This is a genomic window from Acinetobacter sp. IK23, from assembly GCF_035615275.1.
Classification (GTDB): domain Bacteria; phylum Pseudomonadota; class Gammaproteobacteria; order Pseudomonadales; family Moraxellaceae; genus Acinetobacter; species Acinetobacter seifertii.
Genome location: NZ_JANBNX010000021.1, coordinates 41874 through 68225 on the forward strand (window position 1 = coordinate 41874; position 26352 = coordinate 68225).

A 26352-nucleotide genomic window follows, 5' to 3' on the forward strand; every position below is an offset into this window, starting at 1 on the left:
GGCTAGACCTTAATTATCTGGCTTTATAAGATGTATTTAAAATACATCTTATAAAAATTAATCGCAATAGTTTTATTAATAAAACCATAAAAAAATTAAGGGATATAAAATCCCTTAAAATAAAGTGCTGATTTAAACGGTCTATTTTCCAAATAATGAGCCAAGTAATCCGCGTACCAATTTCTGTCCTGTACTGCCGCCTAAAGTGCGTGCAGCGCTTTTTGCAAAAGTTCCCACTATATCTTGAGTTAGTTTTGCTCGTTCTTTTGCAGCACGTTCTTCTTCCTTTTGCTGTTCTCGTGCTAAACGTTCTTGTTCCTTGGCTTGTTGCTTCGCTAAAGCTTCTTGCTCTTTGGCAAGCTCAGCATCCTGTTTTTGCTGCTCACGTTCAGCAACTTTATTTTGGAGCATTTCATAAGCGCTCTCACGGTCTACAACTTGTTCATAGACACCAGTAATAATACTTTGGGAAATTAGGGTTTTTCGTTCTTCAGGTGTAATCGGTGTAAAAGAGGAGTAGGGAGGCATCACCCAGCCACGCTCTACAATTTGTGGAGTACCTTGTTCATCTAGGCAACTAATGAGGGCTTCACCTACCGCTAGCTGTGTAATCGCTTCATCCACTTTGAAATTAGGATTAGCACGAAACGTATCTGCAGCAGTTTTTACTGCCTTTTGATCTTTCGGAGTAAATGCGCGTAGAGCATGTTGTACGCGGTTACCAAGCTGACCCAAAACACTTTCTGGTAAATCAAGTGGATTTTGAGTAATAAAATAAATACCGACACCTTTAGAGCGAATTAAACGTACAACTTGTTCAATTTTCTGTTGTAAAGCTTGACTGGCATTATCAAATAACAAGTGAGCTTCATCGAAGAAAAACACGAGTTTTGGTTTATCCATATCGCCAACTTCTGGAAGCTGTTCAAATAATTCGGAAAGCATCCATAATAAAAAAGTAGCGTATAGCTTGGGTGTATTCATTAGCTTGTCAGCAGCAAGAATATTGATATAGCCGCGGCCATTAGCATCGGTTTGTATAAAGTCCAGAATATTTAAAGCTGGCTCTCCAAAGAATTGATCCCCACCTTGGTCGGCAAGAGCGAGCAAATTGCGCTGAATTGCTCCTAAACTGGCTGGAGATAAGTTGCCGTACTCAGCTTTAAATTCCGCTGCATGTTCACTCACAAAAGTGATCATGGCTTTTAGGTCTTTAAAGTCGACTAACAGTAATCCTTGATCATCTGCGATGCGGAAAACAGCAGATAGAACACCTTCTTGAGTGTCATTTAGATTGAGTATACGTGCTAATAAAATTGGCCCAATTTCAGAAATAGTGGTTCGAATAGGATGGCCTTGTTGCCCAAATAAATCCCAAAAAATAACGGGATTGGCAGCAAAAGGAACGCTATCAATTTGTAGAAGCTTTAAGCGTTCATTAAATTTATCTGAAGCCTCTCCAGCTTTTGCTAGGCTAGAAACATCGCCTTTTGCGTCGGCAAGAAAGACGGGAACACCGATTCTAGAAAAACTTTCTGCAAGAACCTTTAGAGTGACTGTTTTACCTGTACCCGTAGCACCTGCAATTAAACCATGCCGGTTAGCAAATTGAGAAAGCAAAACAATTTCTTTAGAGGTGTTATTAATATTTTTAGCAATAACAATCGGTGTACCCATATATTTTTATCCTTCGGTGTGAGTCACTGTTGATCTTGTCGTTTTACAAATATTTCAGCGCATTTTCGATATCTTGAATTAAATCTTGCGGATCTTCCAGACCTATACACAAACGAACCAATAAACCTTGTTGTAAATGTGTATTTTCAAGTTTTCGCATCATTTTTAGATCATAAAGCATGACAAGACTAACTGGACCACCCCAACTAAAACCAAGTTTAAATAGCTTAAGAGCATCGCAAAAGCGACGTATAGCTGAAATATCATAATCAGGTTTAAATATGACACTGACTAATCCTGCACTCTTACCTGTAGTGCAAATCTCTTGCCAATATTGATGACCTGGGGAAGCTTTATCACTTGGATGTAGAACTTGTGCAAATTGAGGCTGTTGCTTTAACCATTCCAATAAAGTTTTCGCGTTATTTGATTGCTGTTCATATCGTAGTGACATGTGTGCGAGGCTACGCTGAACTTGTGCTGCATCATCTCCTGAGATAGCAATACCTAGAATCGCATGTGTACGGAACAGGCGGTGATATAGTTTTTCATCACGAGTTACAATGCTACCCATCAATATATCGCCACCACCACTTGGATATTTGGTAAGTGCATGCACAGTTAAGTCAACTGATAGATGTTCATTAGAAAAATCAAAAGCATTAAATGCAAGCCCAGCCCCCCAAGTGTTATCTAAAGCTGTTAAAACACCTTGAGCTTTTGCTTTTTTTACTAACTCTTTAAGATTTGGAAACTCCATAGTGACAGAGCCCGCGGCCTCTAGCCATAAAAGCTTGGTTTGTTCAGTAGGTTGAAAAGTTGAAACATCAATTGAATTATAAACTTTAACCCTGATGCCATATTGTGCTTTTAAATAGTTTAAATGCTCTAAGTTTGGACCATATATATTGTCTGGTACCCAAACTTCATCACCTGTTCCTAAAAAAGCAGAGTTAACTATATTTATTGCAGATAAACCACTTGGTGCAAGTAAGCCGTACAAACCACCCTCTATTTGCGCAATATTGTCGGCTAAAGTGAATGTGGTAGGTGTGCCATGTGTCCCATAGCTATAATCATAAGGGTCAGTCCAATGGCGATCAAAAAGGTGCGCAGTTGATTTAAAAATAATAGTTGATGCACGAAATAAGGGAGGTTGCACGGTCTCGATAAACTGAGGTGCTTTTCGTGGTGCATGAATGAGTTGGGTTTGAAAATTGTTATGCTTTTTCATAGGGCGCTGTACTTTAAATAATAAGATTAGATTAAGAGAAAACTTACTTATTCGCTAGATTTTTGATTATTTCTAACATGTTTCGTTACTGCTGTAACATTCACTAAAAACTTGGCTTTATTTTTGCAAAGATCTAACCAACATTCTAACAACAATAGGTTTAAGCGCATGAAGTCGCATTTACGTGTTCACTATTTCCAACATATTGCTGGTGAAGGTTTTGGAAGTTGCTACTCATTTTTAAAAGCTCATCATGCAACTATTAGCTCTACTGAGTTTTTTGCACTTCCAGTTGACCGTTCTCTTGAAATAGAAGCTTTGCCACGAATTGAAGAAGTTGATTTGTTATTGGTTATGGGTGGAACCATGAGTGTTAATGACGAAGCAAATTACCCATGGCTGAAAATAGAGAAAAGATGGCTACGTCGATATTTAGCGGCAGGTAAGCCAGCTATAGGTCTTTGCTTGGGAGGCCAACTGATCGCAAATGCATTGGGTGCAGCGGTTAGCCGTAATCGTTATCAAGAACTTGGATGGTCGACAGTTCAAAGAGTTGCAAACTTACCTCAGGAAAGCTTTCCTTTGCCTGAAGAAATTAATGTGATGCAGTGGCATAGCGAAACATTTGAAATACCTAAAGGTGCTATACGTTTGGCTGAGAGCAATGCTTGTCGTAATCAAATGTACCAGATTGGAAAGAATGTACTAGGCTTTCAGTTTCATCCAGAGATGACCCCAGCAGCCCTGAAACTTCTTTTGGAAAATGAGGAAGAACTTTCAATTTTTAGTGGGGAATATGTGCAATCTACACGTGAGCTTGAATATTCAGAAGCGAAAAAATTTGAACAGGGTAATCAGCTTTTAAATAAAGCGATTGAATTTGTAATAAATACCTAAAATGACTAGCTAAAACAGGATTTGAGCAAAAAATAGAAAAAGAGAATTGCATAAGACTTAAACAATCGTTATAATGAGCGACCCTCAATAAGAGGGCATTTACTGCGAAGAAAGTAGTAAATGTGCATTACAGTCGTGGCATCGATCATGACCTTAGTGATTATCACTGCCTTTGACACTTACCAATGGGTGAGATGCGTCAAAGGTGATTCTTTATATATTTGGCTTGGAGTTTACTGGTATGTCTAACCAGAGAATTCGTATCCGTCTTAAGTCTTTTGATCATCGTCTGATTGATCAATCTGCTCAAGAGATCGTAGAAACCGCTAAGCGTACTGGCGCACAAGTGTGTGGTCCAATTCCGATGCCTACTCGCATCGAACGCTTCAACGTTCTTACTTCACCGCACGTTAACAAAGATGCGCGTGACCAGTACGAAATCCGCACCTACAAACGTTTGATCGACATCGTTCAACCTACAGATAAAACTGTTGATGCATTGATGAAATTAGATCTTGCAGCTGGTGTTGATGTTCAGATCGCTTTGGGTTAAGGCTTTCGGTTAATTAACGATTAGTTAATTAGGCCGCTTTTTTAGAGGTTTATGCACATGGCTATTGGTTTAGTCGGTCGCAAATGTGGTATGACTCGCATCTTTACAGATGCTGGTGTTTCTGTACCTGTTACAGTCATCGAAGTCGATCCAAACCGCATTACGCAAATCAAAACACTTGAAACTGATGGTTATCAAGCTGTTCAAGTAACTACTGGTGAACGTCGCGAATCTCGCGTAACTAACGCTCAGAAAGGTCACTTCGCGAAAGCTGGTGTTGCTGCTGGTCGTTTAGTTAAAGAGTTCCGTGTTACTGAAGCTGAGCTTGAAGGTCGTGAAGTTGGTGGTACTATCGGCGTTGATTTGTTCACAGTTGGTCAAGTTGTTGACGTAACTGGTCAATCAAAAGGTAAAGGTTTCCAAGGTGGTGTTAAACGTTGGAACTTCCGTACCCAAGACGCTACTCACGGTAACTCAGTTTCTCACCGTGTATTAGGTTCTACAGGTCAAAACCAAACTCCTGGACGCGTGTTCAAAGGCAAAAAAATGGCTGGTCACTTAGGTGATGAACGCGTAACAGTACAAGGTCTTGAAATCGTATCTATTGACGCTGAACGTTCTGTTTTAGTTGTTAAAGGTGCAATTCCTGGTGCAACTGGCGGCGACGTAATTGTACGTCCTACCATCAAGGCCTGAGGGGAAATACCGTGAATTTGAAAACTGTTTCCGGCTCTGCTGTTGAATTGTCTGAAGTTGCTTTCGGACGTGAATTTAACGAAGCTCTTGTACACCAAGTTGTTACTGCTTACTTAGCAGGTGGTCGTCAAGGTACTCGTGCTCAAAAATCGCGTGCAGACGTTTCTGGCGGTGGTAAAAAGCCATTCCGTCAAAAAGGTACTGGTCGTGCTCGTGCGGGTTCTATTCGTAGCCCTATCTGGGTTGGTGGTGGTAAAACTTTTGCTGCTCGTCCACAAGATTGGTCTCAAAAAGTAAACCGTAAGATGTACCGCGGTGCAATGCAATGTATCTTAGCTGAACTTGTTCGCCAAGATCGTCTTGTATTGGTTGAAGAGTTTGCTGTTGCAGCTCCAAAAACTAAAGAATTGCTTGCAAAGCTTAACGACTTAAATGCTGCTCGTGCATTAATCGTTACTGACGCTGTAGATGAGAACTTATATCTTGCAGCACGCAACCTTCCACATGTAGATGTGGTAGATGCAACTGCAATCGATCCTGTAAGCTTGATCGCGTTTGATAAAGTTGTGATGTCTGTAGCTGCTGCTAAGAAAATTGAGGTAGAACTCGGATGAACAACGAACGTATCTATCAAGTCCTTAAAGGACCAGTCTTCTCAGAAAAGGCACAAGTTTTAGGTGATACTGTTGGCGTTCAAGTATTTAAAGTAGACATCAATGCTACTAAACTTGAAGTTAAAAAAGCAGTTGAAAAACTTTTTGGTGTAGAAGTTGTTAAAGTTAACACTACTATTACTAAAGGTAAAACTAAGCGCTTTGGTAAAACATTAGGACGTCGTTCTGATGTTAAAAAAGCATACGTCACCCTGAAAGCCGGCCAAGATGTTGAAATGGCTGACTTGGGCGATACCGCTGAAAGCGCAGCGGAATAAGGACGAAAATTATGCCGATTCAAAAATGTAAGCCAACGTCTCCAGGACGTCGCTTTGTAGAGAAAGTGGTTCATGACCATCTTCACAAAGGCGCTCCTTACGCACCGTTGGTTGAAGCTAAAAAACGTACTGGTGGTCGTAATAACAACGGTCACATTACTACTCGTCACGTTGGTGGTGGTCATAAACAACACTATCGTATCGTTGACTTCAAACGTAACAAAGACAGCATCCCAGCTGTTGTAGAGCGTATTGAATACGATCCAAACCGTACAGCACATATTGCTTTGTTGAAATATGCTGATGGTGAGCGTCGTTATATCATCGCACCTAAAGGCTTACGTGCTGGCGATAAAGTACAATCTGGTAACGATGCTCCAATTCGTCCAGGTAACTGCTTGCCACTTCGTAATATGCCGATCGGTTCTACACTTCATAACGTTGAACTTAAAATTGGTAAGGGTGCGCAATTAGCGCGTTCTGCTGGTGCTTCTGTTCAGTTGTTGGGTCGTGATGGTTCTTACGCAATTATTCGTCTTCGTTCAGGCGAAATGCGTAAAGTACATGTTGAATGCCGCGCTGTAATTGGTGAAGTTTCTAACCAAGAAAACAACCTTCGTTCATTGGGTAAAGCTGGTGCTTCACGCTGGCGTGGTGTTCGTCCTACCGTACGTGGTATGGCGATGAACCCGATTGATCACCCGCACGGTGGTGGTGAAGGGCGTAACAAAGGTATTCAACCTGTAAGCCCATGGGGTCAAAAAGCTAAAGGGTACAAGACACGTACCAATAAGCGTACGACTAAGATGATTATTCGCGACCGTCGCGTCAAGTAAAGGAATCTGACTAATGCCTCGTTCTCTGAAAAAAGGCCCATTCGTCGATGCGCACTTGTTCGCTAAGGTTGAAGCGGCTGTTGCTAGTAACTCTCGCAAGCCGATTAAAACTTGGTCTCGTCGTTCGATGATCCTTCCAGATTTTGTTGGTTTAACAATTTCTGTTCATAATGGTCGTAACCACGTTCCAGTAATTGTTACTGAGCATATGGTTGGTCATAAACTCGGTGAATTCGCGCCAACTCGTACCTATCGTGGTCACGGTGTTGACAAGAAATCTAAACGTTAATAGGTGTCATGATGGAAGTAACTGCTAAATTACGCGGTGCCGCTATCTCGGCACAGAAAGCACGTTTGGTTGCAGATCTTATTCGCGGCAAATCTGTTGCGCATGCTTTAAATATTTTAAACTTCAGCAATAAAAAAGCTGCTGTTTTAGTAAAAAAAGCATTGGAATCTGCGATTGCAAACGCTGAACACAATAACAGTTTAGATGTTGACGATCTTAAAGTTTCTACGATTTACGTTGATGAAGGCATGAGCCTTAAGCGTATTATGCCACGTGCTAAAGGCCGTGCAGATCGTATTACTAAGCGTACTTGTCACATCACCGTTAAGGTAGGGGTTTGATATGGGTCAGAAGGTTCATCCAATCGGTATCCGCCTAGGTGTTGTGAAACGTCATAACGCTAACTGGTATGCGAATCCGAAACAATACGCTGAATACTTGCTTAAAGATCTTCAAGTTCGTGAGTTTTTAACTAAAAAACTTAAGAATGCGATGGTAAGCAATATTCTTATCGAACGTCCATCAGGCGCTGCTAAAGTAACTATTAGCACAGCTCGTCCTGGTATCGTAATCGGTAAAAAAGGCGAAGATATTGAGAAATTACAGCGCGAACTTACCAGCATTATGGGTGTTCCAGCGCAAGTAAGTATCAACGAAATTGATCGCCCAGACTTAGATGCGCGTTTAGTTGCTGAAGCAATTGCTTCTCAATTAGAAAAGCGTGTTATGTTCCGTCGTGCTATGAAGCGTGCGGTTCAAAACACTATGCGTGCTGGTGCTAAAGGTATCAAAGTTGAAGTGTCTGGCCGTTTAGGTGGTGCAGAGATTGCTCGTACAGAATGGTATCGTGAAGGTCGTGTACCTTTGCATACATTACGTGCAGACATTGACTATGCAACTATGCGTGCAGAAACAACTTACGGTACGATTGGTGTTAAAGTTTGGATTTTCCGTGGCGAGATCTTAGGTGGCATGAAACAAGTCATGAACCCTGCTCCTGCTGAAGATCGTCCAGCTAAACGTGGTCGTGGTCGTGGTGAAGGTCAAGAGCGTCGTGGTCGTCGCGGTGACCGTGCTGCTGACAAGGGAGAATAATCCATGTTGCAACCTAAACGTACCAAATTCCGTAAAGTGCACAAAGGCCGTAACACTGGTCTAGCGCATCGTGGTAGTACAGTATCATTTGGTTCGATTGCAATTAAAGCAACTGAACGTGGTCGTATGACTGCGCGTCAGATTGAAGCTGCACGTCGTACTATTAGCCGCCGTATTAAGCGTGGTGGTAAAATCTTTATTCGCGTATTCCCGGATAAACCAATTACTCAAAAGCCTCTTGAAGTGCGTATGGGTAAAGGTAAGGGTAGCGTGGAATACTGGGTTTGCCAGATCCAACCAGGTAAGATCCTGTACGAAATTGAAGGTGTGAACGAAGAATTAGCGCGTGAAGCATTTGCTTTAGCTGCTGCTAAGCTTCCGTTTAAAACCACTATCGTGACTCGGACGGTAATGTAATGAAAACTAAAGATCTACGTGAAAAATCGGTAGAAGAGTTGAAAGCTTTGCTTGATGAGCAACAGCTTAACCAATTCCGTCTTCGTATGGCGAAAGCAACTGGTCAGTTGGGTAAATCGCACGAAGTGCAAATTGCTCGTAAGACAATTGCTCGTATTAAGACACTCCTTACCGAAAAACAGGGGAACGGACAATGAGTGAAAAAACAGTCCGCACGTTAACCGGCAAAGTCGTAAGTGACAAAATGGATAAATCTATTGTTGTTCTTATTGAACGCCGCGTTCAACACCCGTTGTATGGCAAGTCAATTCGCCGTTCAACTAAGTTACACGCTCATGATGAGAACAACGTTGCTAAAATTGGCGATGTTGTAACCATTAAAGAAAGCCGCCCAATTTCTAAAACTAAAGCTTGGACTTTAGTGGAAGTAGTTGAAGCAGCTGCTGAGTAATTCGACGTTCTTGTTGCATCATCGGTCAATTTCGAGTACTCTTTGAGCCTTTCGAAATTGTGACCGGTGATGCTCGGTTTTGGAGTAGGGCAATGATTCAAACCGAAACTATGCTCGACGTAGCAGACAACAGTGGTGCTCGCCGCGTACAATGTATTAAAGTACTTGGTGGTTCACATCGTCGTTATGCTTCTGTTGGCGACATTATTAAAGTTACTGTAAAAGAAGCAATCCCACGCGCACGTGTTAAAAAAGGTGACGTGATGAATGCGGTTGTAGTTCGTACTAAATTCGGCATTCGTCGTCCAGATGGTTCTGTGATCCGTTTTGATGATAATGCTGCAGTTATCTTGAACAACAACAAAGCTCCGATTGCTACTCGTATCTTCGGACCAGTGACTCGTGAACTTCGTACTGAACAGTTCATGAAAATCATTTCATTGGCTCCTGAAGTTCTATAAGAGGCAATCATGGCTAAGATTAAAAAAGGCGATCAAGTTATCGTGATCGCAGGTAAAGAAAAAGGCAAACAGGGTACTGTATTGTCTGTTTCTGAAGACCGCGTTAAGGTTGAAGGCCTTAACTTAGTGAAGAAGCATCAAAAGCCGAATCGTGTAACTGGCGCTGAAGGCGGTGTGGTTACTCAAGAAGCTTCGCTTCATATTTCAAACGTGGCAATTTTAAATGCTACAACCCAGAAGGCTGACCGTGTTGGTTACCAAGTGATTGATGGCGTGAAAACTCGCGTTTATAAATCAAATGGTGAATCAGTGGCGGTAGCGAAGTAATAGGTTGAAAAGGCAATGGCCAGACTTAAAGCACGTTACAATGATGAACTTAAAGCAAAGTTAAAAGAAGAACTTAGCATTAAGAACGTGATGGAAATTCCACGCATCACAAAAATTACCCTAAACATGGGTGTAGGCGCAGCTGCAACTGATAAGAAATTATTAGATGGCGCTGTAGTCGACATGCAATTAATTGCTGGTCAAAAACCAGTAATTACACTTGCTCGTAAATCTATCGCAGGTTTCAAAATCCGTGATGGTTGGCCGATTGGTTGTAAAGTTACTTTACGTGGCGACCAAATGTACGAATTCTTGGACCGTTTGATCTCTATCGCAATCCCTCGTATCCGTGACTTCCGTGGTTTCTCTGCGAAATCATTTGATGGTCGTGGTAACTACTCAATGGGTTTGAAAGAGCAAATCGTTTTCCCTGAAATCGATTTCGATAAGATTGATCGTATTCGTGGTATGGATATTACCATTACTACGACTGCTCGCACCGATGACGAAGGCCGTGCGCTTATGCGTGCATTCGGCTTCCCGTTCAAATAAGAGGTCGATATGGCTAAGAAAGGTATGATTAATCGCGAATTGAAACGCGAAAAAACTGTTGCTAAATACGCTGCAAAACGTGCTGAATTAAAAGCTACGATTGCAAACGTAAATGCTAGCGACGAAGAGCGTTTCGAAGCGATGTTAAAGTTACAAGCATTGCCGCGTAATGCATCTCCGGTACGTCTTCGTAACCGTTGTGGTTTAACTGGTCGTCCTCATGGTTACTTCCGTAAGTTCGGTTTAAGCCGTAATAAACTACGTGACACAGTAATGCAAGGTGATGTACCAGGCGTTGTTAAGGCAAGCTGGTAAGGAGCGACTAAATGAGTATGCAAGATACCGTTGCCGACATGCTAACACGTGTTCGTAACGCACAAATGGCTAAGAAACAAACTGTTTCTATGCCTTCTTCTAAGTTGAAAGTTGCTATTGCAAACGTACTTCAACAAGAAGGTTATATTTCAAATGTAGAAGTTGCTCAAGAAGAGACAAAATCTACTTTGACTATTACTTTAAAATATTTCGAAGGCAAACCAGTTATCGAAATGGTTAAGCGCGTAAGCCGTCCAGGTCTTCGCCAATACCGTGGTAAAGATAAACTTCCAAGCGTTAAGCAAGGTTTAGGTATTGCAATTGTTTCTACAAGCAAAGGCATCATGACTGATCGCGCTGCACGTGCTGCGGGCGTTGGTGGTGAAGTTATTGCTTTTGTTTCTTAATAGGTGATTCCTCATGTCTCGTGTGGCTAAAGCCCCAGTAACTGTACCTAATGGTGTAGCAGTTACTCAGAACGGCCGGCAGGTCGAAGTGAAAGGCACTAAAGGTACATTGTCTTTCAACCTGCATGCGCTGGTCGAGCTAAAACAGGAAGAAGGTAAACTTCAACTTGCTCCAGTTAAAGAATCGAAAGATGCTTGGATGCAAGCTGGTACTGCTCGCGCTGTATTGAACAACCTTGTAAAAGGTGTTAGCGAAGGCTTCGAACGTAAGTTGCAGCTAGTTGGTGTTGGTTATAAAGCTGCGGTTAAAGGTACTGTTGTAAACCTTAACCTTGGTTACTCACACCCAATTGACTACGCTTTACCAGAAGGTGTAACAGCGGAAACTCCAACTGCTACTGAAATCATTTTGAAATCAGCAAACAAGCAGTTGTTAGGTCAAGTAGCGGCAGAAATCCGTGCATACCGTGCTCCTGAACCATATAAAGGTAAAGGTGTTCGTTATTCGGATGAAGTCATTCTTCGTAAAGAAGCTAAGAAGAAATAAGGCGCGAGGTTCTTATGAACGAAAAGAAACAATCCCGTTTGCGTCGTGCGAAAAGCACACGCTTGCACATTCGTGCATTGGGTGCGACTCGTTTGTGTGTAAACCGCACTCCGCGTCACATCTATGCTCAAGTTATTTCAGCAGATGGTGGCAAAGTTTTAGCGCAAGCTTCAACTTTGGATGCATCTTTACGTAGCGGTACTACAGGTAATGTAGATGCAGCTACTAAAGTAGGTGCTTTAATCGCAGAACGTGCGAAAGCAGCTGGTGTAACTAAAGTTGCATTTGACCGTTCTGGTTTTAAATATCATGGTCGTATCAAAGCCTTGGCTGATGCTGCTCGTGAAAACGGCTTGGAGTTCTAATCATGGCTAAAGTTGAACAAAACGAAGGTCTTGTTGAAAAGCTGGTTGCCGTTGATCGTGTAGCCAAAGTTGTTAAGGGCGGTCGTATCTTCTCTTTCACAGCATTAACAGTTGTGGGTGATGGTAATGGTCGTGTTGGTTTTGGTCGTGGTAAAGCACGTGAAGTTCCTGCTGCTATTTCTAAAGCACTTGAAGCTGCTCGTCGCAACATGATCACTGTAGACCTTGCTGGTACTACTTTACAACACCCTGTGAATGCTCGTCATGGTGCAAGCCGTGTATACATGCAACCTGCTTCAGAAGGTACTGGCGTAATCGCTGGTGGCGCAATGCGTGCCGTTCTTGAAGCTGCAGGTGTACATAACGTACTTGCCAAATGTTATGGTTCTACTAATGCTGCTAACGTAGTAAACGCAACTTTTAAAGGTTTGCGTGATATGACTTCTCCTGAGAAAGTCGCTGCGAAACGTGGTAAATCAGTAGAAGAAATTCAAGGGTAATCAATCATGAAAACGATTAAAGTTACCCAGACTAAATCTTCTTCACATCGCTTGAAAAATCACAAGCTTTGCTTACAAGGTTTAGGTCTGCGTCGTATTGGTCATACTGTAGAAGTGCAAGATACGCCTTCTAACCGTGGTATGATCAACAAAGTCTACTATATGGTTAGTGTAGAGGAATAAGCCATGACTCTGCGTTTAAATGAGCTTGCACCTGCAGAAGGTGCAAAACGTGAACACCGTCGTTTAGGCCGTGGTATCGGTTCTGGCGTTGGTAAGACTGGTGGCCGTGGTGTCAAAGGTCAAAAATCACGTAAAAGTGGTGGCGTTCGTCCAGGTTTCGAAGGCGGTCAAACAGCGATTTATCGTCGTTTACCTAAATTCGGTTTCACTAGCCAAATCGCTTTAAAAACTGCTGAAGTACGTTTGTCTGAGTTAACTAAAGTGGAAGGCGACATTGTTAGCCTTGAAACTTTAAAAGCTGCGAATGTTGTTCGTCGCGATCAAATTCGTGCTCGTATCGTGCTTTCTGGTGAAATCACTCGTGCATTCACTGTTCAAGGTGTTGCATTGACTAAAGGCGCTAAAGCTGCAATTGAAGCAGCTGGCGGTAAAGTCGAGGAGTAATCTCGAGTGTCTATGTCTCCTAGTTCTTCAGGTCATGTCAACATGATGAAAGGTCAGCCATTTCATGTGAAATACCGTGAAATTATTCGCCGGATGAGTTTTCTAATCGGTGCATTGCTGGTCTTTCGACTAGGAGCGCATATTCCAGTACCAGGCATTAATAATGCTGCGTTAGAAAATTTATTTCATGCAAACCAAGGAACTATTCTTGGGCTATTCAATATGTTTTCTGGCGGTGCTTTAGAGCGAATGTCTATTCTTGCTTTAGGGATCATGCCTTATATTTCTGCATCAATTATTGTGCAGTTAATGTCAACAGTGATTCCTTCTCTTGAAGCCTTGAAAAAGGAAGGGGAGCAAGGTAAGCGTAAAATTAACCAATATACGCGTCAGGGTACATTATTACTTGCAGTGGTTCAGGCAGTAGGCATGTGTGCAGGCTTAATTGGTCAGGGTATTACTCTGTCTACGGGTCTTGCATTTTATATTCCTGCTGTTACGTCACTTATCGCTGGAACTATGTTCTTAATGTGGTTAGGTGAACAAATCACTGAAAGAGGTATCGGTAATGGTATCTCAATGATTATTTTTGCAGGTATTGTTGCTGGTTTGCCTAAATTAATTATGCAATCAGTGTCATCTGTAGATAATGGTCAAACAAGTTTGATTGGTCTTGTCATCTTTGGTCTTTTGTCTCTTGGTGTGTTGGCTGCGATTGTGTTTATTGAAAAAGCACAGCGTCGTATTCCAGTAAACTATGCACAAAAGCAACAAGGGCGTCGTATATTTACAGCTCAACAAACACATCTACCATTAAAAATTAATATGGCTGGTGTGATTCCTGCGATTTTTGCAAGCTCTTTATTGTTGTTCCCAGCTAGTTTGGGTCAATGGGTAGGTAGTGCAGATCCGAATGCTGGTTTAATTAAGCGTAGCTTACAAGATTTAGCTCTGGTATTGTCGCCTGGACAGCCTTTGTATTTGGTGCTCTTTGGTGCGTTAATTATCTTTTTCTGTTACTTTTATACGGCTTTAGTATTTAGCCCTAAGGAAGTATCAGAAAATCTAAAACGCAGCGGAGCTTATGTGCCTGGTATTCGCCCAGGTGAGCAAACTGCTCGTTACTTAGATCATATTCTTAATCGTTTGACGTTTATTGGTGCGATTTATATTACAGTCATTTGTTTAATGCCAATGATTTTACAGAGTTCTTTTGGTATTCCATTCTATTTAGGTGGTACCTCATTACTTATCGTAGTCGTTGTTGTTATGGACTTTATGGCTCAGCTACAAGCGCATTTAACTTCTCATCAATATGACAATCAAACATTAATGAGAAAAACGACTGCTCATCCTAAGGGATAAGCGCACTTAGAGGTTTCATCATGAAAGTACAAGCTTCTGTAAAGAAAATTTGTGGTAGCTGTAAAGTTATCCGTCGTAATGGGGTTATTCGCGTGATTTGTAGCGCAGAACCTCGTCATAAGCAGCGTCAAGGTTAATCTAATCAAGACCTGTTGATTTCAGTAGGCGAATTGGGTTAATATCCGCCCCTCAAGATTTTTGTGGGGCGGTTGATTATCTCTACTGCCTTTTTGGAGAAAAGTGAATGGCTCGTATTGCCGGTGTAAACATTCCGGATAACAAGCATGCTGTTATCTCCCTCACTTATATCTTTGGTATCGGTCGCCATACTGCTAAGAATATCTTAGCTACAGTTGGCATCACTGAAACTACTAAGATTCGTGAGTTGGACGATGCACAGCTTGATGCGATTCGTGCAGAAGTTGCTAAGGTTCCTACCGAAGGTGACTTACGTCGCGAAATTTCCATGAACATTAAACGTTTAATGGATTTAGGTTGCTATCGTGGCCTTCGTCATCGTCGCAGCTTGCCTGTCCGTGGTCAACGCACCAAAACTAACGCACGTACCCGTAAAGGTCCGCGCAAACCGATTAAAAAGTAAGATTTCTGGAAGCTAAAAGATGGCTAAAGATACTCGCACACGCAAGAAGGTCACTCGTACCGTCTCTGAAGGTGTTGCACACATTCACGCGTCTTTTAATAACACCATTGTTACGATTACCGATCGTCAAGGTAATGCATTGGCTTGGGCTACCTCAGGTGGACAAGGCTTCCGTGGTTCACGTAAATCAACTCCGTTTGCTGCTCAGGTAGCTGCTGAAGTTGCTGGTAAAGCAGCTTTAGATTACGGTTTGAAAAACCTAGACGTCCTTGTAAAAGGTCCTGGTCCAGGTCGTGAGTCTGCGGTTCGTGCATTAGGCGCAGTGGGTTATAAGATTAACAGCATTACCGATGTGACTCCAATTCCTCACAACGGTTGCCGTCCACCTAAAAAACGTCGCGTGTAAGGAGAAACATTCATGGCTCGTTATATTGGTCCAAAATGCAAACTCTCTCGCCGCGAAGGGACAGACCTGCAACTTAAATCTGGCGTTAAACCATTTGACGTCAAAACTAAAAAAGCTAACAAAGCACCTGGTCAACATGGTCAGGCTCGCGGTGGTAAGCAATCTGAGTATTCACTACAATTACGTGAAAAACAAAAAGTCCGTCGTATTTACGGTGTGTTAGAGCGTCAATTTAGTAACTACTATAAAGAAGCAGCTCGTGTTAAAGGCGCAACTGGTGAGAACTTGTTGAAATTGCTTGAAAGCCGTCTTGATAACGTTGTTTATCGCATGGGTTTTGGTTCTACACGTGCAGAAGCTCGTCAGTTAGTAAGTCACCGTAGCATTACTTTGAATGGTCGTCGTGTAAACATCGCGTCTATTCAAGTTAAAGCGGGTGATGTAATTGCGGTTCACGAAGGTGCTAAACAACAATTGCGTATTAAAAACGCGATTGAATTAGCTGCTCAACGTGGTATTCCAGGTTGGATTGATGTTGATCATTCTAAACTTGAAGGTACGTTTAAAGCTGCACCAGATCGTTCTGATTTACCTGCTGAAATCAACGAAAGCTTGATTGTAGAATTGTATTCTAAATAATCCTTGAGGTAGCAATAATGACGCGTACTGCAAACGAGTTTCTCACTCCGCAAGCGATCAAGGTCGAAGCGGTAAGCGGGACCTCGGCAAAAGTGATTCTAGAACCTTTAGAGCGTGGTTTTGGCCACACTCTAGGTAATGCTTTACGTCGCATTCTATTGTCTTCTTTACCTGGCGCTGCTGTGGTTGAAGTAGAGATAGAAGGTGTCGAGCACGAGTACAGTACTTTAGAAGGCTTGCAGCAGGACATCGTCGAGCTCTTGCTGAACCTAAAAGGATTGTCTATTAAGCTGTTCGATCAAAATGAAGCTTATTTAACATTAGAGAAACAAGGTCCTGGCGATATTACTGCTGCTGACCTTCGTTTACCTCATAATGTTGAAGTGGTTAACCCAGATCATTTAATTGGTACTTTGAGTGCTTCAGGTTCATTAAAAATGCGCTTGAAAGTTTCTCAAGGTCGTGGTTATGAAACATCTGATTCTCGTTTCCCTGAAGGTGAAACACGTCCAGTAGGTCGTTTGCAATTAGATGCTTCTTATAGTCCGATTAAACGTGTTTCTTACACCGTTGAAAATGCGCGTGTTGAACAACGTACCGATTTAGATAAACTGGTAATCGACCTTGAAACAAATGGAACGGTTGATCCGGAAGAAGCGATCCGCAAAGCGGCAACAATCTTGCAACAACAAATTGCAATTTTTGTTGATCTTCAGAAAGATCAAACTCCAGTTGCTCAAGAACCTCGTGAAGAAGTTGACCCAATCTTGCTTCGCCCAGTAGATGATCTAGAGCTTACTGTTCGTTCTGCTAACTGTTTGAAAGCAGAAAATATTTACTACATTGGTGATCTCGTTCAACGTACTGAAGTTGAGTTATTAAAAACTCCTAACCTTGGTAAAAAATCGTTAACAGAGATCAAAGATGTTTTGGCATCGAAAGGCTTACAACTCGGTATGCGTCTTGAAAACTGGCCACCAGCTAGTCTTCGTATGGACGACCGTTTTGCCTATCGTAGCCGTTAATTAAGTAGGACTATCACCATGCGTCATCGTAATAGTGGTGTGAAATTAGGCCGTACAAGCAGCCATCGTAAAGCGATGTTCCAAAACTTGGCTAATTCTTTATTTGAACACGAGTTGATCAAAACAACCGTTCCTAAAGCTAAAGAATTACGTCGTGTTGCTGAGCCTTTAATCACTCTAGCAAAAAACGATACTGTAGCAAATCGTCGTTTAGCATTTGCTCGTACTCGTAATGCTGCAACTGTAGGTAAATTATTTACCGTACTCGGCCCTCGTTACAAAGAACGTAACGGCGGTTATCTACGTGTTCTTAAAGCGGGCTTCCGTGCTGGTGATGCAGCACCGATGGCTTACGTTGAGCTTGTAGATCGTGAAGTGAATACTTCAGCTGAATAATTGATATTATTCGAAAAAGGCCGGCTTTATGCCGGTCTTTTTTATTTTTTAAAAGCTATAAAAATTAAAAATTGTCCCCAAGTGACATAAAAAAACGGATAAACGGTCAAACTTGACATTGTGTATTGTCAAAATTGTGCTTTAATAAAGTCATATTCTCAACAATGGGTATAAAAATAAAATGGAAAAGCAAGTTGATATTCTAATCATTGGTGCCGGCATTTCAGGAATCGGAGTTGCTGCCCATCTATCTAAAAACTCTCCGCAGCGCCAATTTGAAATTTTAGAGCGTCGTGAATCTTTTGGGGGGACTTGGGATCTTTTCCGTTATCCTGGTATTCGTTCAGATTCAGATATGTCTACATTTGGTTTTAACTTTAAACCATGGTGTAAAGCAAATGTACTGGCTGATGGTGCTTCAATTAAAGGTTATTTAGGTGAAGTAATTGATGAGTTCAAATTAAAAGAAAAGATTCACTTTGGTCATCGTGTGCTTTCTGCAAATTATGATTCTACTTCAAAGAAATGGCATGTTGTTGTCGAGGATAGCAATAAAAAGCAACAGACTTGGGTAGCTAACTTTGTTGTAGGTTGTACTGGTTATTATAATTATGACCAAGGTTATGCTCCGACTTTCCCTAATCAAGATGCTTTTAAAGGTCAACTCATTCATCCGCAGCATTGGCCTGAAAACTTAGACTATACAGGTAAGAAAGTAGTAATTATTGGTAGTGGAGCTACTGCAATTACTCTGGTTCCAGCAATGTCAAAAGGTGGAGCAGGTCATGTGACGATGTTACAACGTTCGCCTACGTATATTGCAACTGTTCCTTCTATTGACTTCATCTATGAAAAGACTCGTAGATTTATGTCTGAAGAGGCGGCTTACAAATTTACCCGTGCTCGTAATATTGGTATGCAACGCGCAATTTATGCATTATCTCAGAAGCATCCTAAAACAGTTCGTCGTTTACTCTTAAAAGCAATTGAAATGCAGCTTAAGGGTAAAGTAGATATGAAACACTTTACGCCTTCTTATAATCCTTGGGATCAGCGTTTATGTGTAGTACCTGATGGTGATCTATTTAAGATTCTTCGTGAAGGTAAGGCGAGTGTTGAAACTGATCAGATTGAAAAATTTACAGAAACTGGTATTCAATTAAAGTCTGGTAAACACCTTGATGCCGATATCATAGTATCTGCAACTGGTTTACAAGTTCAAATTATGGGTGGTGTTCAAGCTAAAGTTGATGGTAAGCCAATCAACTCCTCAGAACATATGCTTTACAATGGCATTATGCTAAGTGATATTCCAAATATGGCCATGATTATTGGCTATGTGAATGCATCTTGGACATTAAAAGTTGATATTGCAGCTGATTATATTTCCCGTCTATTAAACTATATGGACAAGAATAACTATGATGAGGTTATTCCAGCGGGTAATAAAAATGAAATGGAAGAAGATACAGTAATGGGTAAATTGTCTTCTGGTTATATTAGTCGTGCAGCTCATGAGCTTCCAAAACAAGGTAAGCATGCTCCATGGCAAGTAACCAATAATTATCTTGAAGATAGAAAGTCATTACAAAATGCTAAATTTGATGATGGTATTCTTCATTTTCACAAACATTCAGATGTAAATACACGTAAGCCAAAGCTAGTGTCTTAAGATTTGAAATAAAAAGGAGGCAAATAGCCTCCTTTTTTATGCATGGTATTAAAGTGTTCTAGAGATTAATTCTTTCATAATTTCGTTTGTACCTGCATAAATGCGGTTTGCTCGGTGGTCAATATAAGCACGAGCAATTGGGTATTCCAGCATGTAACCATAGCCGCCATGTAATTGAAGACATTCATCGACTATTTTCGAGAACATATCCGAAATTTTATATTTAGCAGCTGCGGCAGCTTCAACACTCAACTTTTCTTCAAGTTGTAATTCCATACAACGATCTAAATAGGTACGGCAGAAATCAATTTCAGTACGTAGTTCTGCGAGTTTGAAACGTGTATTTTGGAAAGCACTAATTGGCTTGCCAAATGCTTTACGATCTTTTGTATATTGAACAGTATGTGCAAACGCTGCTTCTGCACCAGCTTGGCAGATAATTGCAACCAACATACGCTCCCATGCTAATTCTTTCATGAGCATAATAAAGCCCATACCTTCCATACCTAAAAGATTTTCTTTAGGAACACGAACGTTATCAAAGAAGAGTTCACATGTATCTTGGCCTTTCATGCCAATTTTATTGAGTGGTTTACCTTTAGTAAAACCAGCACGGTCAGCTTCAACAATAATAAGTGATAAATTGGCAGAGCCTTTATCACTGTTGCCTGTTTTACAGACGACAATTGCCATGTCGCACAAATAGCCATTGGTAATAAATATTTTTGAACCATTAATCACATATTCATCACCATCAAGAACGGCTGTAGTTCTTACAGCTTGTAAATCTGAACCTGTGCCTGGTTCTGTCATGGCAATTGCGGTCACTGTTTCACCAGTTGCCATTTTCGGAAGCCATTTTTGCTTTTGTTCTTCGTTTCCAAAGTTATTGATATAGTTGGCGACAATATCGGAATGTAGTGAGAAACCTGTACTTGAGTCCATTGCATATGCTTGTTCTTCGATAAGAATCATACTGTATAGACGGTCCACACCTGAACCACCGTATTGTTCTGGCATGGTGGTGCACAGTAAACCTAATGCACCAGCTTTATTCCAAAGATCTCGGTCCACATGTTGTTGTTTTTCATATTTTTCAGTATTTGGTACAACTTCTTTCTCATAGAATTTACGTACTGTTTCACGAAAAGCTTCATGTTCTTCGTTAAATAGATGGCGAGGTAACATATTTGGAATGGGACGAATAGCACCAGATTGCATTGTATTTCTTCCTTGGTTTGGGCTTGATGTTATGAGTCTAAACATAAGGCAAGCTCATTAGGTCTAACAATGTGATGAATGCTCATTTATAGCTATGAAGTGATAAGTTTGGTCAATTTGAGATTTTTAGCGAACTTTCTTATGTGATCAGGTAAACTAGGCGCACTATCAACGCAGATGGGGAAATAAATGTCTGAAGAAATGACCTTGGAAGAACGTAAAGTAGTTTATCGCGCACGCCGCGGTTTAAAGGAAATTGATGTCTATTTTGACCCGTATGTGAAAAATTATTATTTAAAGGCAGCTCCAGCAGAAAAAGCATTGTTTGCTGAATTAGTAGAGCAGGAAGATCCTGATTTACTTGATTGGTTTATGGAAGTATCTGAACCGCCGCGTACAGAATTACGTGATTTTATTCATAAATTAAAGCATTATGTTCATGGCTGATTAGTTTTGATCAACCAATTGAATTTTAAACTGAAATATAGCCGTTTCTCGATTATATTTCAGTTTTTTATTGGCTTATGTTTAGCAGTTCTGTTTTATCAGCTGATACCAATACTCTGGTGGTTGGTTGCGGTCTGTTTATTATCTATAAGTTTTATTTTCTTTTTAAAGCGACCACAGCTTGCTCAAATTGCTTATTTAGATCAGAAATTATGGTCACTTAGCTTTCATTCAGAACAAACCATTTCTCGTGTAGAAATTTTAAAAATAATTGATTATCAGATTTTCATAGTGGTCTATTTTGAGGGTGATAAAACATTAACTTCTGTTATTTGGTTTGATCAAATGTCCTTATCTCAATGGAAACAGCTTAAGACTTTAGAAAAATTCTATTAATTGTTAGACAATTCTACATTTGTATATTTATTTAAAAATATTAAAAATCAATTGGTTAATATTTATTTCTAGTTGGAAAATATAAATTGTCTAGTTAAAATACAGAAAAAATAGCAAGAAAGTCAATTGTCCGACAATTTCTCAATATGGTTATTATTCTATCGGTTAAAGTACAAACACCAACGTAAAGTGTGTCGGAGGTCTCAAATGGAGATGCCAACATGGTCGTTCTTGGTCATTGCCATCATTCTGGCAGTGGTGATAGGAAGAGCAGGAACTTTACTCAGGGAACATCTTAATAAAGCTAATCTTAGCAAAGTTAAGAGACAGAGGATGCAAAGGTCGTCGGTCAGTCAATAGTTTAATTGATTAATCGATTCATTTCATCAAGTGTCCGGTTTTTACTGGGTGCGAATGTAGTAAGGAGGTCTCTCATGGAGATTTCAATGTGGATGTTTCTGTTAATTGCAGTTGTTATGGCTGTAGTAGTAGGAAGAGCAGGAACTTTACTCAAGGATTATATAGAACAACAATAATATAAGCCGTTAAAAGCTTATCCCAGTTAATAAGTAGCATGTGCTGAACCGTCGCAATGCTACTTTTTTTTGCCTAAAATTTTTGTTTCCCTCAAAAACTGTCAATTTTATCTGCTGTGAAGTGTGTCAAAGTATAAGCGCTACAATTAGAGTAATTACTCTTTTATTCAAGATATGCATCTGCTAATGTACATCTGAAAAGGAAAAAACAAATTACATCGAGGACAGGAAGATGTCTAAAGTCCAAAAAATAAGCCAAGGTTTGGCGATGAGTTTTCTTGCAGCTTCAGTTTTATCAGGTTGTTCATACGTCGTGAAAAGCGGAGCAAATGTTGCTTTAGGTTTTACGGAAAAGCACGTTGTTCCACCTATTTTGGCAATGCAAGATGCTGAAATGGTTTGTAATACTGGTAGTGCCTTAACTCCTGCAATCATGTCGACTAAAGGGATGGGTGCAGATCCTACTCGTGTTGCTGTCTTAATGTATGCTGCTTCAGGTGTATGTGCGGAAAACCAAGCATTAGAGCAGGAGTTACGTTATTTGCGCGCTTCAAAAGCAGGACAAGTAACAGAAGCTCAAGATGCACGTATTGCGCAGAAGCGTTGGGCTGCAATTGCTGCAGAGCGGCAATATACGGGCTATAAATTATTCGCTGATCGTTGGGAATCTAAATATAAGTACCATTTAGGTGACTCTTGTCCAACTATGCGTAGTGATACCGATCAGACTGTATATCTACTTGGAATGATAAGTGGCCTTCAAGCAGTAACAAATGACATTAACTCAGGTGGTTCTGTCAATGTTCCGAAAGATATTGCTGCTATCGTAGAGCGTGGCATGGTTTGTCTGGATAACCAAAAGTTCTGGGGAGCACCAAATGCAACACGTGCGGTGATCTGGACTTTATTACCAGGAGCTAATGAAGGTAAGCCAGACCCGTATGAGACTTTAAAACAGTCAGTGCAAATTGGTGAACAAAAAGGTGTTCGTTTGTCTCACGCACTCTATGCTGTAGCTGCACAAGCAAGTGGTGACGATGCCAAAATCCGTGATGCATTAAAAACTTATGCAGCATCTCAAGCAGATGATAAACCAGTTAATCCGAACTTTAAGTTAATCGATAGCATGGCTGGTTTAATTGTTCGTGGTATTTCTGACCGCTATTGGACTGAGCATACAGGCGTTCGTACAGGTGACGGCGGTATGTCTCATTTCTGGGATGAGAAAAACGAGGGTTCAGCAGAACTGGATGAGTTATTTGACGGTGGGGCTGCATCAGAAGTTCCAGCAGACTCAGCAACTGCACCTGCACAGTAAAAAGATCTGAAGAAACTAACTCCTTGCGTTGCTACTTATTTTTCGTATTAATCGTAAGGAGTCTAGTTTTAAAAGGAGTGTGCTATGAAGGATCATGTACTCAATAAAAAAGTGCTTTTGGTCGCAGGGTGCATTTCTGTTTCTGCATGTCTACAAGTATTTCCAGATTATTTTATTTATTGGCGTGAAAGCTTACTTGGTGAGTTTTGGCGTTTGTGGACAGCGCATTGGGTACATGTGGGGTGGATTCACTTCCTTTTAAATATGATGGCATTTGCATGTTTGCCCTTCATATTTCCACATACCAAAGTGTGGCATATCTTAATTCTTCTTTTTCTTCTACCACCATTTATTAGCTTGGTGTTCTATTTTTATTTACCTTATATCGATGCATATGCCGGCCTATCTGGTGTACTTCACGGGCTATATACAGCCGTTGCTCTAGTTTATTTGCAATATCGCAAAGAACGGAATTTTGCATTGTTAGTTTTAGGGCTAATTATTGCCAAACTGGTTTGGGAAAACACCTTTGGACAAACGGGCACTGCACAACTAATTGGTAGTCCTGTTTTAACCGAAGCTCATTTGTATGGTGCGATAGGTGGTGCAATCTTTGGGGGATGCTATTGGCTTATACAGAGATTCAAGTAGGAAGATTGACAATACAAACTGTTAAAAAAGAGATTTTAGTCATTCTTTATTGATAAAGTTTGATGCAAATTTGATCGTTGAATAAAGGGATTGGTAGAAAGGGGATGGACGATACCCCTGACCAAGGAAATTGCATGACTCAGAGCCTTTGTTATGAGGGATTTGAGAGAACAAAATTGGAATATTTATGCAAGAATATCAAGAAAAAAGATCTGGATTAGGTCTGCTGGGTTATATATGGAACGAATGGATCTCAACATTCGTAATCCTCATTTTGCTATTAATGACTCTAATCATTGGTACCGGGGAGATGATCCACGGGCAATTATTACGTATCGGGGAGCGCCTTTATGGTGACCCTGCGATAGGCATGCAATATTCATTTTTGCGTGCTGAACCTGAAAAGCCATCTTGTGATCGAAATCCAAATATTGATGCTCAAGTAAAAGAGCAAATGAAAGCGAATGCATCTGATGATTTCGCGAGCTTCTTTGGTGCTGCCTCAGAAAGTGATGTCCGTGCATCCTTACAAGCCGCAAAGCAGCAATGTGAAGATAAATATAAGGCCTACGATAAAACTATTAAATATATTGAGGCAAATCCGGGAGTACGTACATACCGTACGATTGAAACGGGTTTCTTCGGGATATTTAAATTTGGTACAGAGAACCGTGCCATTTTACTGGTCTTTATGGTTTTAATTTCTGCAATTACTGCATCATTGAAATATCACCATATTGGCTTGCGTAATCCAGCAACAAAAATTGATTACAAAGTGTATTCTCTCTTTATGTTGCTTGGTAATGCACTACTAAGTTTTTCTGTGATTAGTCAGTATCGTTCTGTCATTAATTCTGGGGTAACACCTACTTATGAAACAGTAACGATTTACTGGATCTGGATGATTCTGTTTGTTGTTCTGAGCTTAATTAGTCTGTATCAATTATTTGTTTCACCTCCGCCAAAACGTGAAGGCGGTAACATAGGCTTAGCCTTACTCTCTGTGCCTTTATATGCTTATATGGCACTAATTACAGGTATTGTCTTCACATTCTTTATGGACTATCCAATGGGGCAAGGGATTTACCTTGGTTTGTTGGTTGAGTTCTCAGGTATTTTCTTAAATCTTGCCTTATTTATTTGGGCAGGTATGTTACTTACACAAACACGTGTTATGGACTTGTTCTTAAATGTACTTCGTCCATGGAACTTAGCGCCAGAAACCTTAACTTGGTTAATTCTGATTGCTGCTGCTGTACCAACAGCTTATACAGGTGCATCAGGGATTTTCGTTATTGCGGCCGGTGCGATTATTTATAAGGAAGTTTGGAATGCAGGTGCTCGCCGTCAGTATGCACTTGCTGTATCTGCAATGTCAGGTTCATTAGGTGTTGTGGTACGTCCATGTCTATTGGTCGTTTTAATTGCCATGCTAGACAGTCGCCATGTTACATCTGATGAATTATTTGGACATGGTATTTACGTATTCTGGTTAACTGCATTTATTTTCTTAGGTGTATCTCTTTTCTTGGCAGAAGAAAAGTTCCGTGTGAACTCACCGAAAGTAGCACTTCCAGGCATGGCACGAGCTTTCGTACCCGTTATTCCATATATCTTAATTACAGTAGTTGTTCTTGCATTTTATAAATATGCATTAGATACCGGAATGAACGAATTTACTGCACCAGTCATTCTGCCACTCGTGCTGATTGCGATGATCTTGTACGATAAATTGGTGATGCCTAAAGAGACACCAGCTTTAAATATTCATGAAGCAATTGTTCGTGAACATGAAAAAAAATCTCCGTTCTTACAATCACACGATCCGCATAGTTCGCAGTTCCGTCTTGGTTTTGGTGGTGCATTGCGTTTTGCGACATCAGAAACCGTTGGACATATCGGTGCCTTAATTATTTTGATGGCATTGTCTGCAAGTGTAGGTGGTTTAATTGAGCGCTCTGAAGTGGTTGAGTTATTACCAACTCATTTGGGCAGTATCTATATATCACTGGCATGTATTGCATTGTTACTTGCTATTATCGGTATGTGTACAGATCCATTTGGTGCTGTAATTTTAGTAGCAGCAACGATTGCGCCTGTAGCTTACGAAAATGGTATTCATCCAATTCATTTCTGGATGATTGTATTGGTTGCATTCGAATTTGGTTATGTAACACCACCAGTTGCCTTAAACCATCTACTCACGCGGTTGTCCGTCGGAGATGATGAAGTGAACGCTGCTGATGCTGAAGCGAAAGAGAAATACACAAGTTTCTATTATCGATATGAACGTTGGTTATTACCAATTATTGTCTTGTTCTCTTCGTTGGTACTGGTAACTTATGCTCCATTAGTACTGAAACTTTTTGGTTGGTATGATCCTAGACAGTATCGTGGACAACAAATCCCTCTAAATTCTTAAAATATTTCTTCTCAAAGGCTTCAGGGCTTAACCAGCCATTTGCAGAATGTCTTCTGACCCGATTGTAATAAATCTCAATA

The 26352-nt window shown here is 40.8% G+C and carries 37 protein-coding genes and 3 pseudogenes; 35 read left to right on the top strand and 5 right to left on the bottom strand.

The window, feature by feature from the left end; translation table 11 throughout:
* Positions 1-23: 23 nt before the first annotated feature.
* The 3 genes and pseudogenes from MSG95_RS18935 to MSG95_RS13760 form a co-directional block, all read right to left on the bottom strand.
* Positions 24-154: pseudogene (locus tag MSG95_RS18935) on the bottom strand (hypothetical protein).
* Positions 142-1677, bottom strand: a complete 1536-nt coding sequence (locus MSG95_RS13755) for a helicase HerA-like domain-containing protein (protein ID WP_077165174.1) — start codon at positions 1675-1677, stop codon at positions 142-144. Before MSG95_RS13755 ends, MSG95_RS18935 begins: the two are co-directional and overlap by 13 nt.
* A 43-nt stretch (positions 1678-1720) precedes the next feature.
* Positions 1721-2911 carry a PLP-dependent transferase gene (locus MSG95_RS13760; RefSeq protein WP_077165175.1) on the bottom strand — a complete coding sequence of 397 codons (1191 nt, stop codon included), beginning with the start codon at positions 2909-2911 and terminating at the stop codon, positions 1721-1723.
* Positions 2912-3079: 168 nt separating this feature from the next.
* Here MSG95_RS13760 and MSG95_RS13765 point away from each other — a divergent pair, with 168 nt between their 5' ends.
* From MSG95_RS13765 to MSG95_RS13910, 30 genes and pseudogenes are all read left to right on the top strand, one after another.
* Positions 3080-3808 (top strand): type 1 glutamine amidotransferase, encoded by a 729-nt coding sequence (locus MSG95_RS13765; protein WP_019457783.1) that lies wholly within the window; start codon positions 3080-3082, stop codon positions 3806-3808.
* Between the two features lie 241 nt (positions 3809-4049).
* On the top strand, positions 4050-4361 hold the full coding sequence (rpsJ, locus tag MSG95_RS13770; RefSeq protein ID WP_000070912.1) for a 30S ribosomal protein S10: 312 nt from the start codon (positions 4050-4052) through the stop codon (positions 4359-4361).
* Between the two features lie 57 nt (positions 4362-4418).
* Positions 4419-5057: a 50S ribosomal protein L3 gene (gene rplC / locus MSG95_RS13775; protein WP_002117051.1), complete on the top strand. Its 639-nt coding sequence runs from the start codon at positions 4419-4421 to the stop codon at positions 5055-5057.
* Positions 5058-5068: 11 nt separating this feature from the next.
* A complete protein-coding gene (gene rplD, locus MSG95_RS13780; protein WP_002049755.1) occupies positions 5069-5671 on the top strand; it encodes a 50S ribosomal protein L4 in 603 nt (200 codons plus the stop codon).
* Entirely contained in the window at positions 5668-5988 is a 321-nt protein-coding gene (gene rplW, locus MSG95_RS13785) for a 50S ribosomal protein L23 (RefSeq protein WP_003653662.1), read from the top strand. Before rplD ends, rplW begins: the two co-directional genes overlap by 4 nt.
* 11 nt (positions 5989-5999) lie before the next feature.
* The gene (rplB, locus tag MSG95_RS13790; RefSeq protein ID WP_002049686.1) at positions 6000-6824 is read left to right on the top strand and encodes a 50S ribosomal protein L2; all 825 of its coding nucleotides are present in this window, start codon (positions 6000-6002) and stop codon (positions 6822-6824) included.
* 13 nt (positions 6825-6837) lie between these two features.
* Positions 6838-7113, top strand: a complete 276-nt coding sequence (rpsS, locus tag MSG95_RS13795) for a 30S ribosomal protein S19 (RefSeq protein ID WP_001138119.1) — start codon at positions 6838-6840, stop codon at positions 7111-7113.
* Positions 7114-7124: 11 nt separating this feature from the next.
* Entirely contained in the window at positions 7125-7454 is a 330-nt protein-coding gene (gene rplV / locus MSG95_RS13800) for a 50S ribosomal protein L22 (RefSeq protein ID WP_001982638.1), read from the top strand.
* A gap of 1 nt (position 7455) precedes the next feature.
* Positions 7456-8272, top strand: a pseudogene (rpsC, locus tag MSG95_RS13805) (30S ribosomal protein S3).
* The gene (gene rplP / locus MSG95_RS13810) at positions 8212-8625 is read left to right on the top strand and encodes a 50S ribosomal protein L16 (protein ID WP_002049688.1); all 414 of its coding nucleotides are present in this window, start codon (positions 8212-8214) and stop codon (positions 8623-8625) included. Before rpsC ends, rplP begins: the two are co-directional and overlap by 61 nt.
* Positions 8625-8822, top strand: coding sequence for a 50S ribosomal protein L29 (rpmC, locus tag MSG95_RS13815; RefSeq protein WP_000849927.1), 198 nt, complete (start codon positions 8625-8627; stop codon positions 8820-8822). The genes rplP and rpmC overlap by 1 nt, the downstream gene beginning before the upstream one ends.
* Positions 8819-9076, top strand: a complete 258-nt coding sequence (gene rpsQ / locus MSG95_RS13820) for a 30S ribosomal protein S17 (RefSeq protein WP_001291845.1) — start codon at positions 8819-8821, stop codon at positions 9074-9076. The genes rpmC and rpsQ overlap by 4 nt, the downstream gene beginning before the upstream one ends.
* 92 nt (positions 9077-9168) lie before the next feature.
* A complete protein-coding gene (gene rplN, locus MSG95_RS13825; protein WP_001982634.1) occupies positions 9169-9537 on the top strand; it encodes a 50S ribosomal protein L14 in 369 nt (122 codons plus the stop codon).
* Positions 9538-9546: 9 nt separating this feature from the next.
* Positions 9547-9864 carry a 50S ribosomal protein L24 gene (gene rplX, locus MSG95_RS13830; RefSeq protein ID WP_002049703.1) on the top strand — a complete coding sequence of 106 codons (318 nt, stop codon included), beginning with the start codon at positions 9547-9549 and terminating at the stop codon, positions 9862-9864.
* 15 nt (positions 9865-9879) lie between these two features.
* On the top strand, positions 9880-10416 hold the full coding sequence (gene rplE, locus MSG95_RS13835; protein ID WP_004705381.1) for a 50S ribosomal protein L5: 537 nt from the start codon (positions 9880-9882) through the stop codon (positions 10414-10416).
* A 9-nt stretch (positions 10417-10425) separates the two neighbouring features.
* Positions 10426-10731 (top strand): 30S ribosomal protein S14, encoded by a 306-nt coding sequence (gene rpsN / locus MSG95_RS13840; protein ID WP_001074624.1) that lies wholly within the window; start codon positions 10426-10428, stop codon positions 10729-10731.
* Between the two features lie 11 nt (positions 10732-10742).
* Positions 10743-11138, top strand: coding sequence for a 30S ribosomal protein S8 (gene rpsH / locus MSG95_RS13845; protein ID WP_002049732.1), 396 nt, complete (start codon positions 10743-10745; stop codon positions 11136-11138).
* A gap of 13 nt (positions 11139-11151) precedes the next feature.
* Positions 11152-11685 carry a 50S ribosomal protein L6 gene (gene rplF / locus MSG95_RS13850; RefSeq protein WP_004705382.1) on the top strand — a complete coding sequence of 178 codons (534 nt, stop codon included), beginning with the start codon at positions 11152-11154 and terminating at the stop codon, positions 11683-11685.
* Positions 11686-11699: 14 nt separating this feature from the next.
* Complete coding sequence (gene rplR, locus MSG95_RS13855; protein ID WP_002049741.1) at positions 11700-12050, top strand: 50S ribosomal protein L18; 351 nt, start codon at positions 11700-11702, stop codon at positions 12048-12050.
* A 2-nt stretch (positions 12051-12052) separates the two neighbouring features.
* The gene (gene rpsE, locus MSG95_RS13860; RefSeq protein WP_001141025.1) at positions 12053-12550 is read left to right on the top strand and encodes a 30S ribosomal protein S5; all 498 of its coding nucleotides are present in this window, start codon (positions 12053-12055) and stop codon (positions 12548-12550) included.
* Between the two features lie 6 nt (positions 12551-12556).
* Positions 12557-12733 (top strand): 50S ribosomal protein L30, encoded by a 177-nt coding sequence (gene rpmD / locus MSG95_RS13865; protein WP_000849088.1) that lies wholly within the window; start codon positions 12557-12559, stop codon positions 12731-12733.
* A 3-nt stretch (positions 12734-12736) separates the two neighbouring features.
* On the top strand, positions 12737-13177 hold the full coding sequence (rplO, locus tag MSG95_RS13870; protein WP_002049750.1) for a 50S ribosomal protein L15: 441 nt from the start codon (positions 12737-12739) through the stop codon (positions 13175-13177).
* Between the two features lie 45 nt (positions 13178-13222).
* Positions 13223-14542 carry a preprotein translocase subunit SecY gene (gene secY / locus MSG95_RS13875; RefSeq protein ID WP_170318186.1) on the top strand — a complete coding sequence of 440 codons (1320 nt, stop codon included), beginning with the start codon at positions 13223-13225 and terminating at the stop codon, positions 14540-14542.
* A gap of 20 nt (positions 14543-14562) precedes the next feature.
* The gene (gene rpmJ, locus MSG95_RS13880; RefSeq protein ID WP_000867907.1) at positions 14563-14679 is read left to right on the top strand and encodes a 50S ribosomal protein L36; all 117 of its coding nucleotides are present in this window, start codon (positions 14563-14565) and stop codon (positions 14677-14679) included.
* Between the two features lie 107 nt (positions 14680-14786).
* A complete protein-coding gene (rpsM, locus tag MSG95_RS13885; protein ID WP_000090816.1) occupies positions 14787-15143 on the top strand; it encodes a 30S ribosomal protein S13 in 357 nt (118 codons plus the stop codon).
* 19 nt (positions 15144-15162) lie between these two features.
* Positions 15163-15549: a 30S ribosomal protein S11 gene (rpsK, locus tag MSG95_RS13890; RefSeq protein WP_001040166.1), complete on the top strand. Its 387-nt coding sequence runs from the start codon at positions 15163-15165 to the stop codon at positions 15547-15549.
* A 12-nt stretch (positions 15550-15561) separates the two neighbouring features.
* Entirely contained in the window at positions 15562-16188 is a 627-nt protein-coding gene (gene rpsD / locus MSG95_RS13895) for a 30S ribosomal protein S4 (protein WP_077165176.1), read from the top strand.
* 17 nt (positions 16189-16205) lie between these two features.
* Complete coding sequence (locus MSG95_RS13900; protein WP_004705386.1) at positions 16206-17213, top strand: DNA-directed RNA polymerase subunit alpha; 1008 nt, start codon at positions 16206-16208, stop codon at positions 17211-17213.
* Positions 17214-17231: 18 nt separating this feature from the next.
* Positions 17232-17609 (top strand): 50S ribosomal protein L17, encoded by a 378-nt coding sequence (gene rplQ / locus MSG95_RS13905; RefSeq protein ID WP_002049717.1) that lies wholly within the window; start codon positions 17232-17234, stop codon positions 17607-17609.
* Positions 17610-17790: 181 nt separating this feature from the next.
* The gene (locus MSG95_RS13910) at positions 17791-19281 is read left to right on the top strand and encodes a flavin-containing monooxygenase (protein WP_039253594.1); all 1491 of its coding nucleotides are present in this window, start codon (positions 17791-17793) and stop codon (positions 19279-19281) included.
* A 48-nt stretch (positions 19282-19329) separates the two neighbouring features.
* On the opposite strand, the gene MSG95_RS13915 is transcribed toward MSG95_RS13910, so the two are convergent.
* Positions 19330-20502, bottom strand: coding sequence for an acyl-CoA dehydrogenase family protein (locus MSG95_RS13915; RefSeq protein ID WP_019457781.1), 1173 nt, complete (start codon positions 20500-20502; stop codon positions 19330-19332).
* Between the two features lie 189 nt (positions 20503-20691).
* Here MSG95_RS13915 and MSG95_RS13920 point away from each other — a divergent pair, with 189 nt between their 5' ends.
* The 5 genes from MSG95_RS13920 (at position 20692) to MSG95_RS13940 (ending at position 26272) form a co-directional block, all read left to right on the top strand.
* Positions 20692-20949: a succinate dehydrogenase assembly factor 2 gene (locus MSG95_RS13920; protein ID WP_077165177.1), complete on the top strand. Its 258-nt coding sequence runs from the start codon at positions 20692-20694 to the stop codon at positions 20947-20949.
* Between the two features lie 6 nt (positions 20950-20955).
* Positions 20956-21345 (top strand): hypothetical protein, encoded by a 390-nt coding sequence (locus MSG95_RS13925; RefSeq protein ID WP_077165178.1) that lies wholly within the window; start codon positions 20956-20958, stop codon positions 21343-21345.
* Between the two features lie 768 nt (positions 21346-22113).
* Positions 22114-23199: a hypothetical protein gene (locus MSG95_RS13930; RefSeq protein ID WP_019457778.1), complete on the top strand. Its 1086-nt coding sequence runs from the start codon at positions 22114-22116 to the stop codon at positions 23197-23199.
* 84 nt (positions 23200-23283) lie between these two features.
* Entirely contained in the window at positions 23284-23850 is a 567-nt protein-coding gene (gene rrtA, locus MSG95_RS13935) for a rhombosortase (protein WP_004705397.1), read from the top strand.
* A gap of 187 nt (positions 23851-24037) precedes the next feature.
* Complete coding sequence (locus tag MSG95_RS13940) at positions 24038-26272, top strand: TRAP transporter large permease subunit (RefSeq protein ID WP_324624834.1); 2235 nt, start codon at positions 24038-24040, stop codon at positions 26270-26272.
* Here the strand turns inward: MSG95_RS13940 and MSG95_RS13945 are convergent.
* A pseudogene (locus tag MSG95_RS13945) lies at positions 26232-26352 on the bottom strand (IS3 family transposase); the annotation flags it as partial. The gene MSG95_RS13940 and the pseudogene MSG95_RS13945 sit on opposite strands and share 41 nt — an antisense overlap.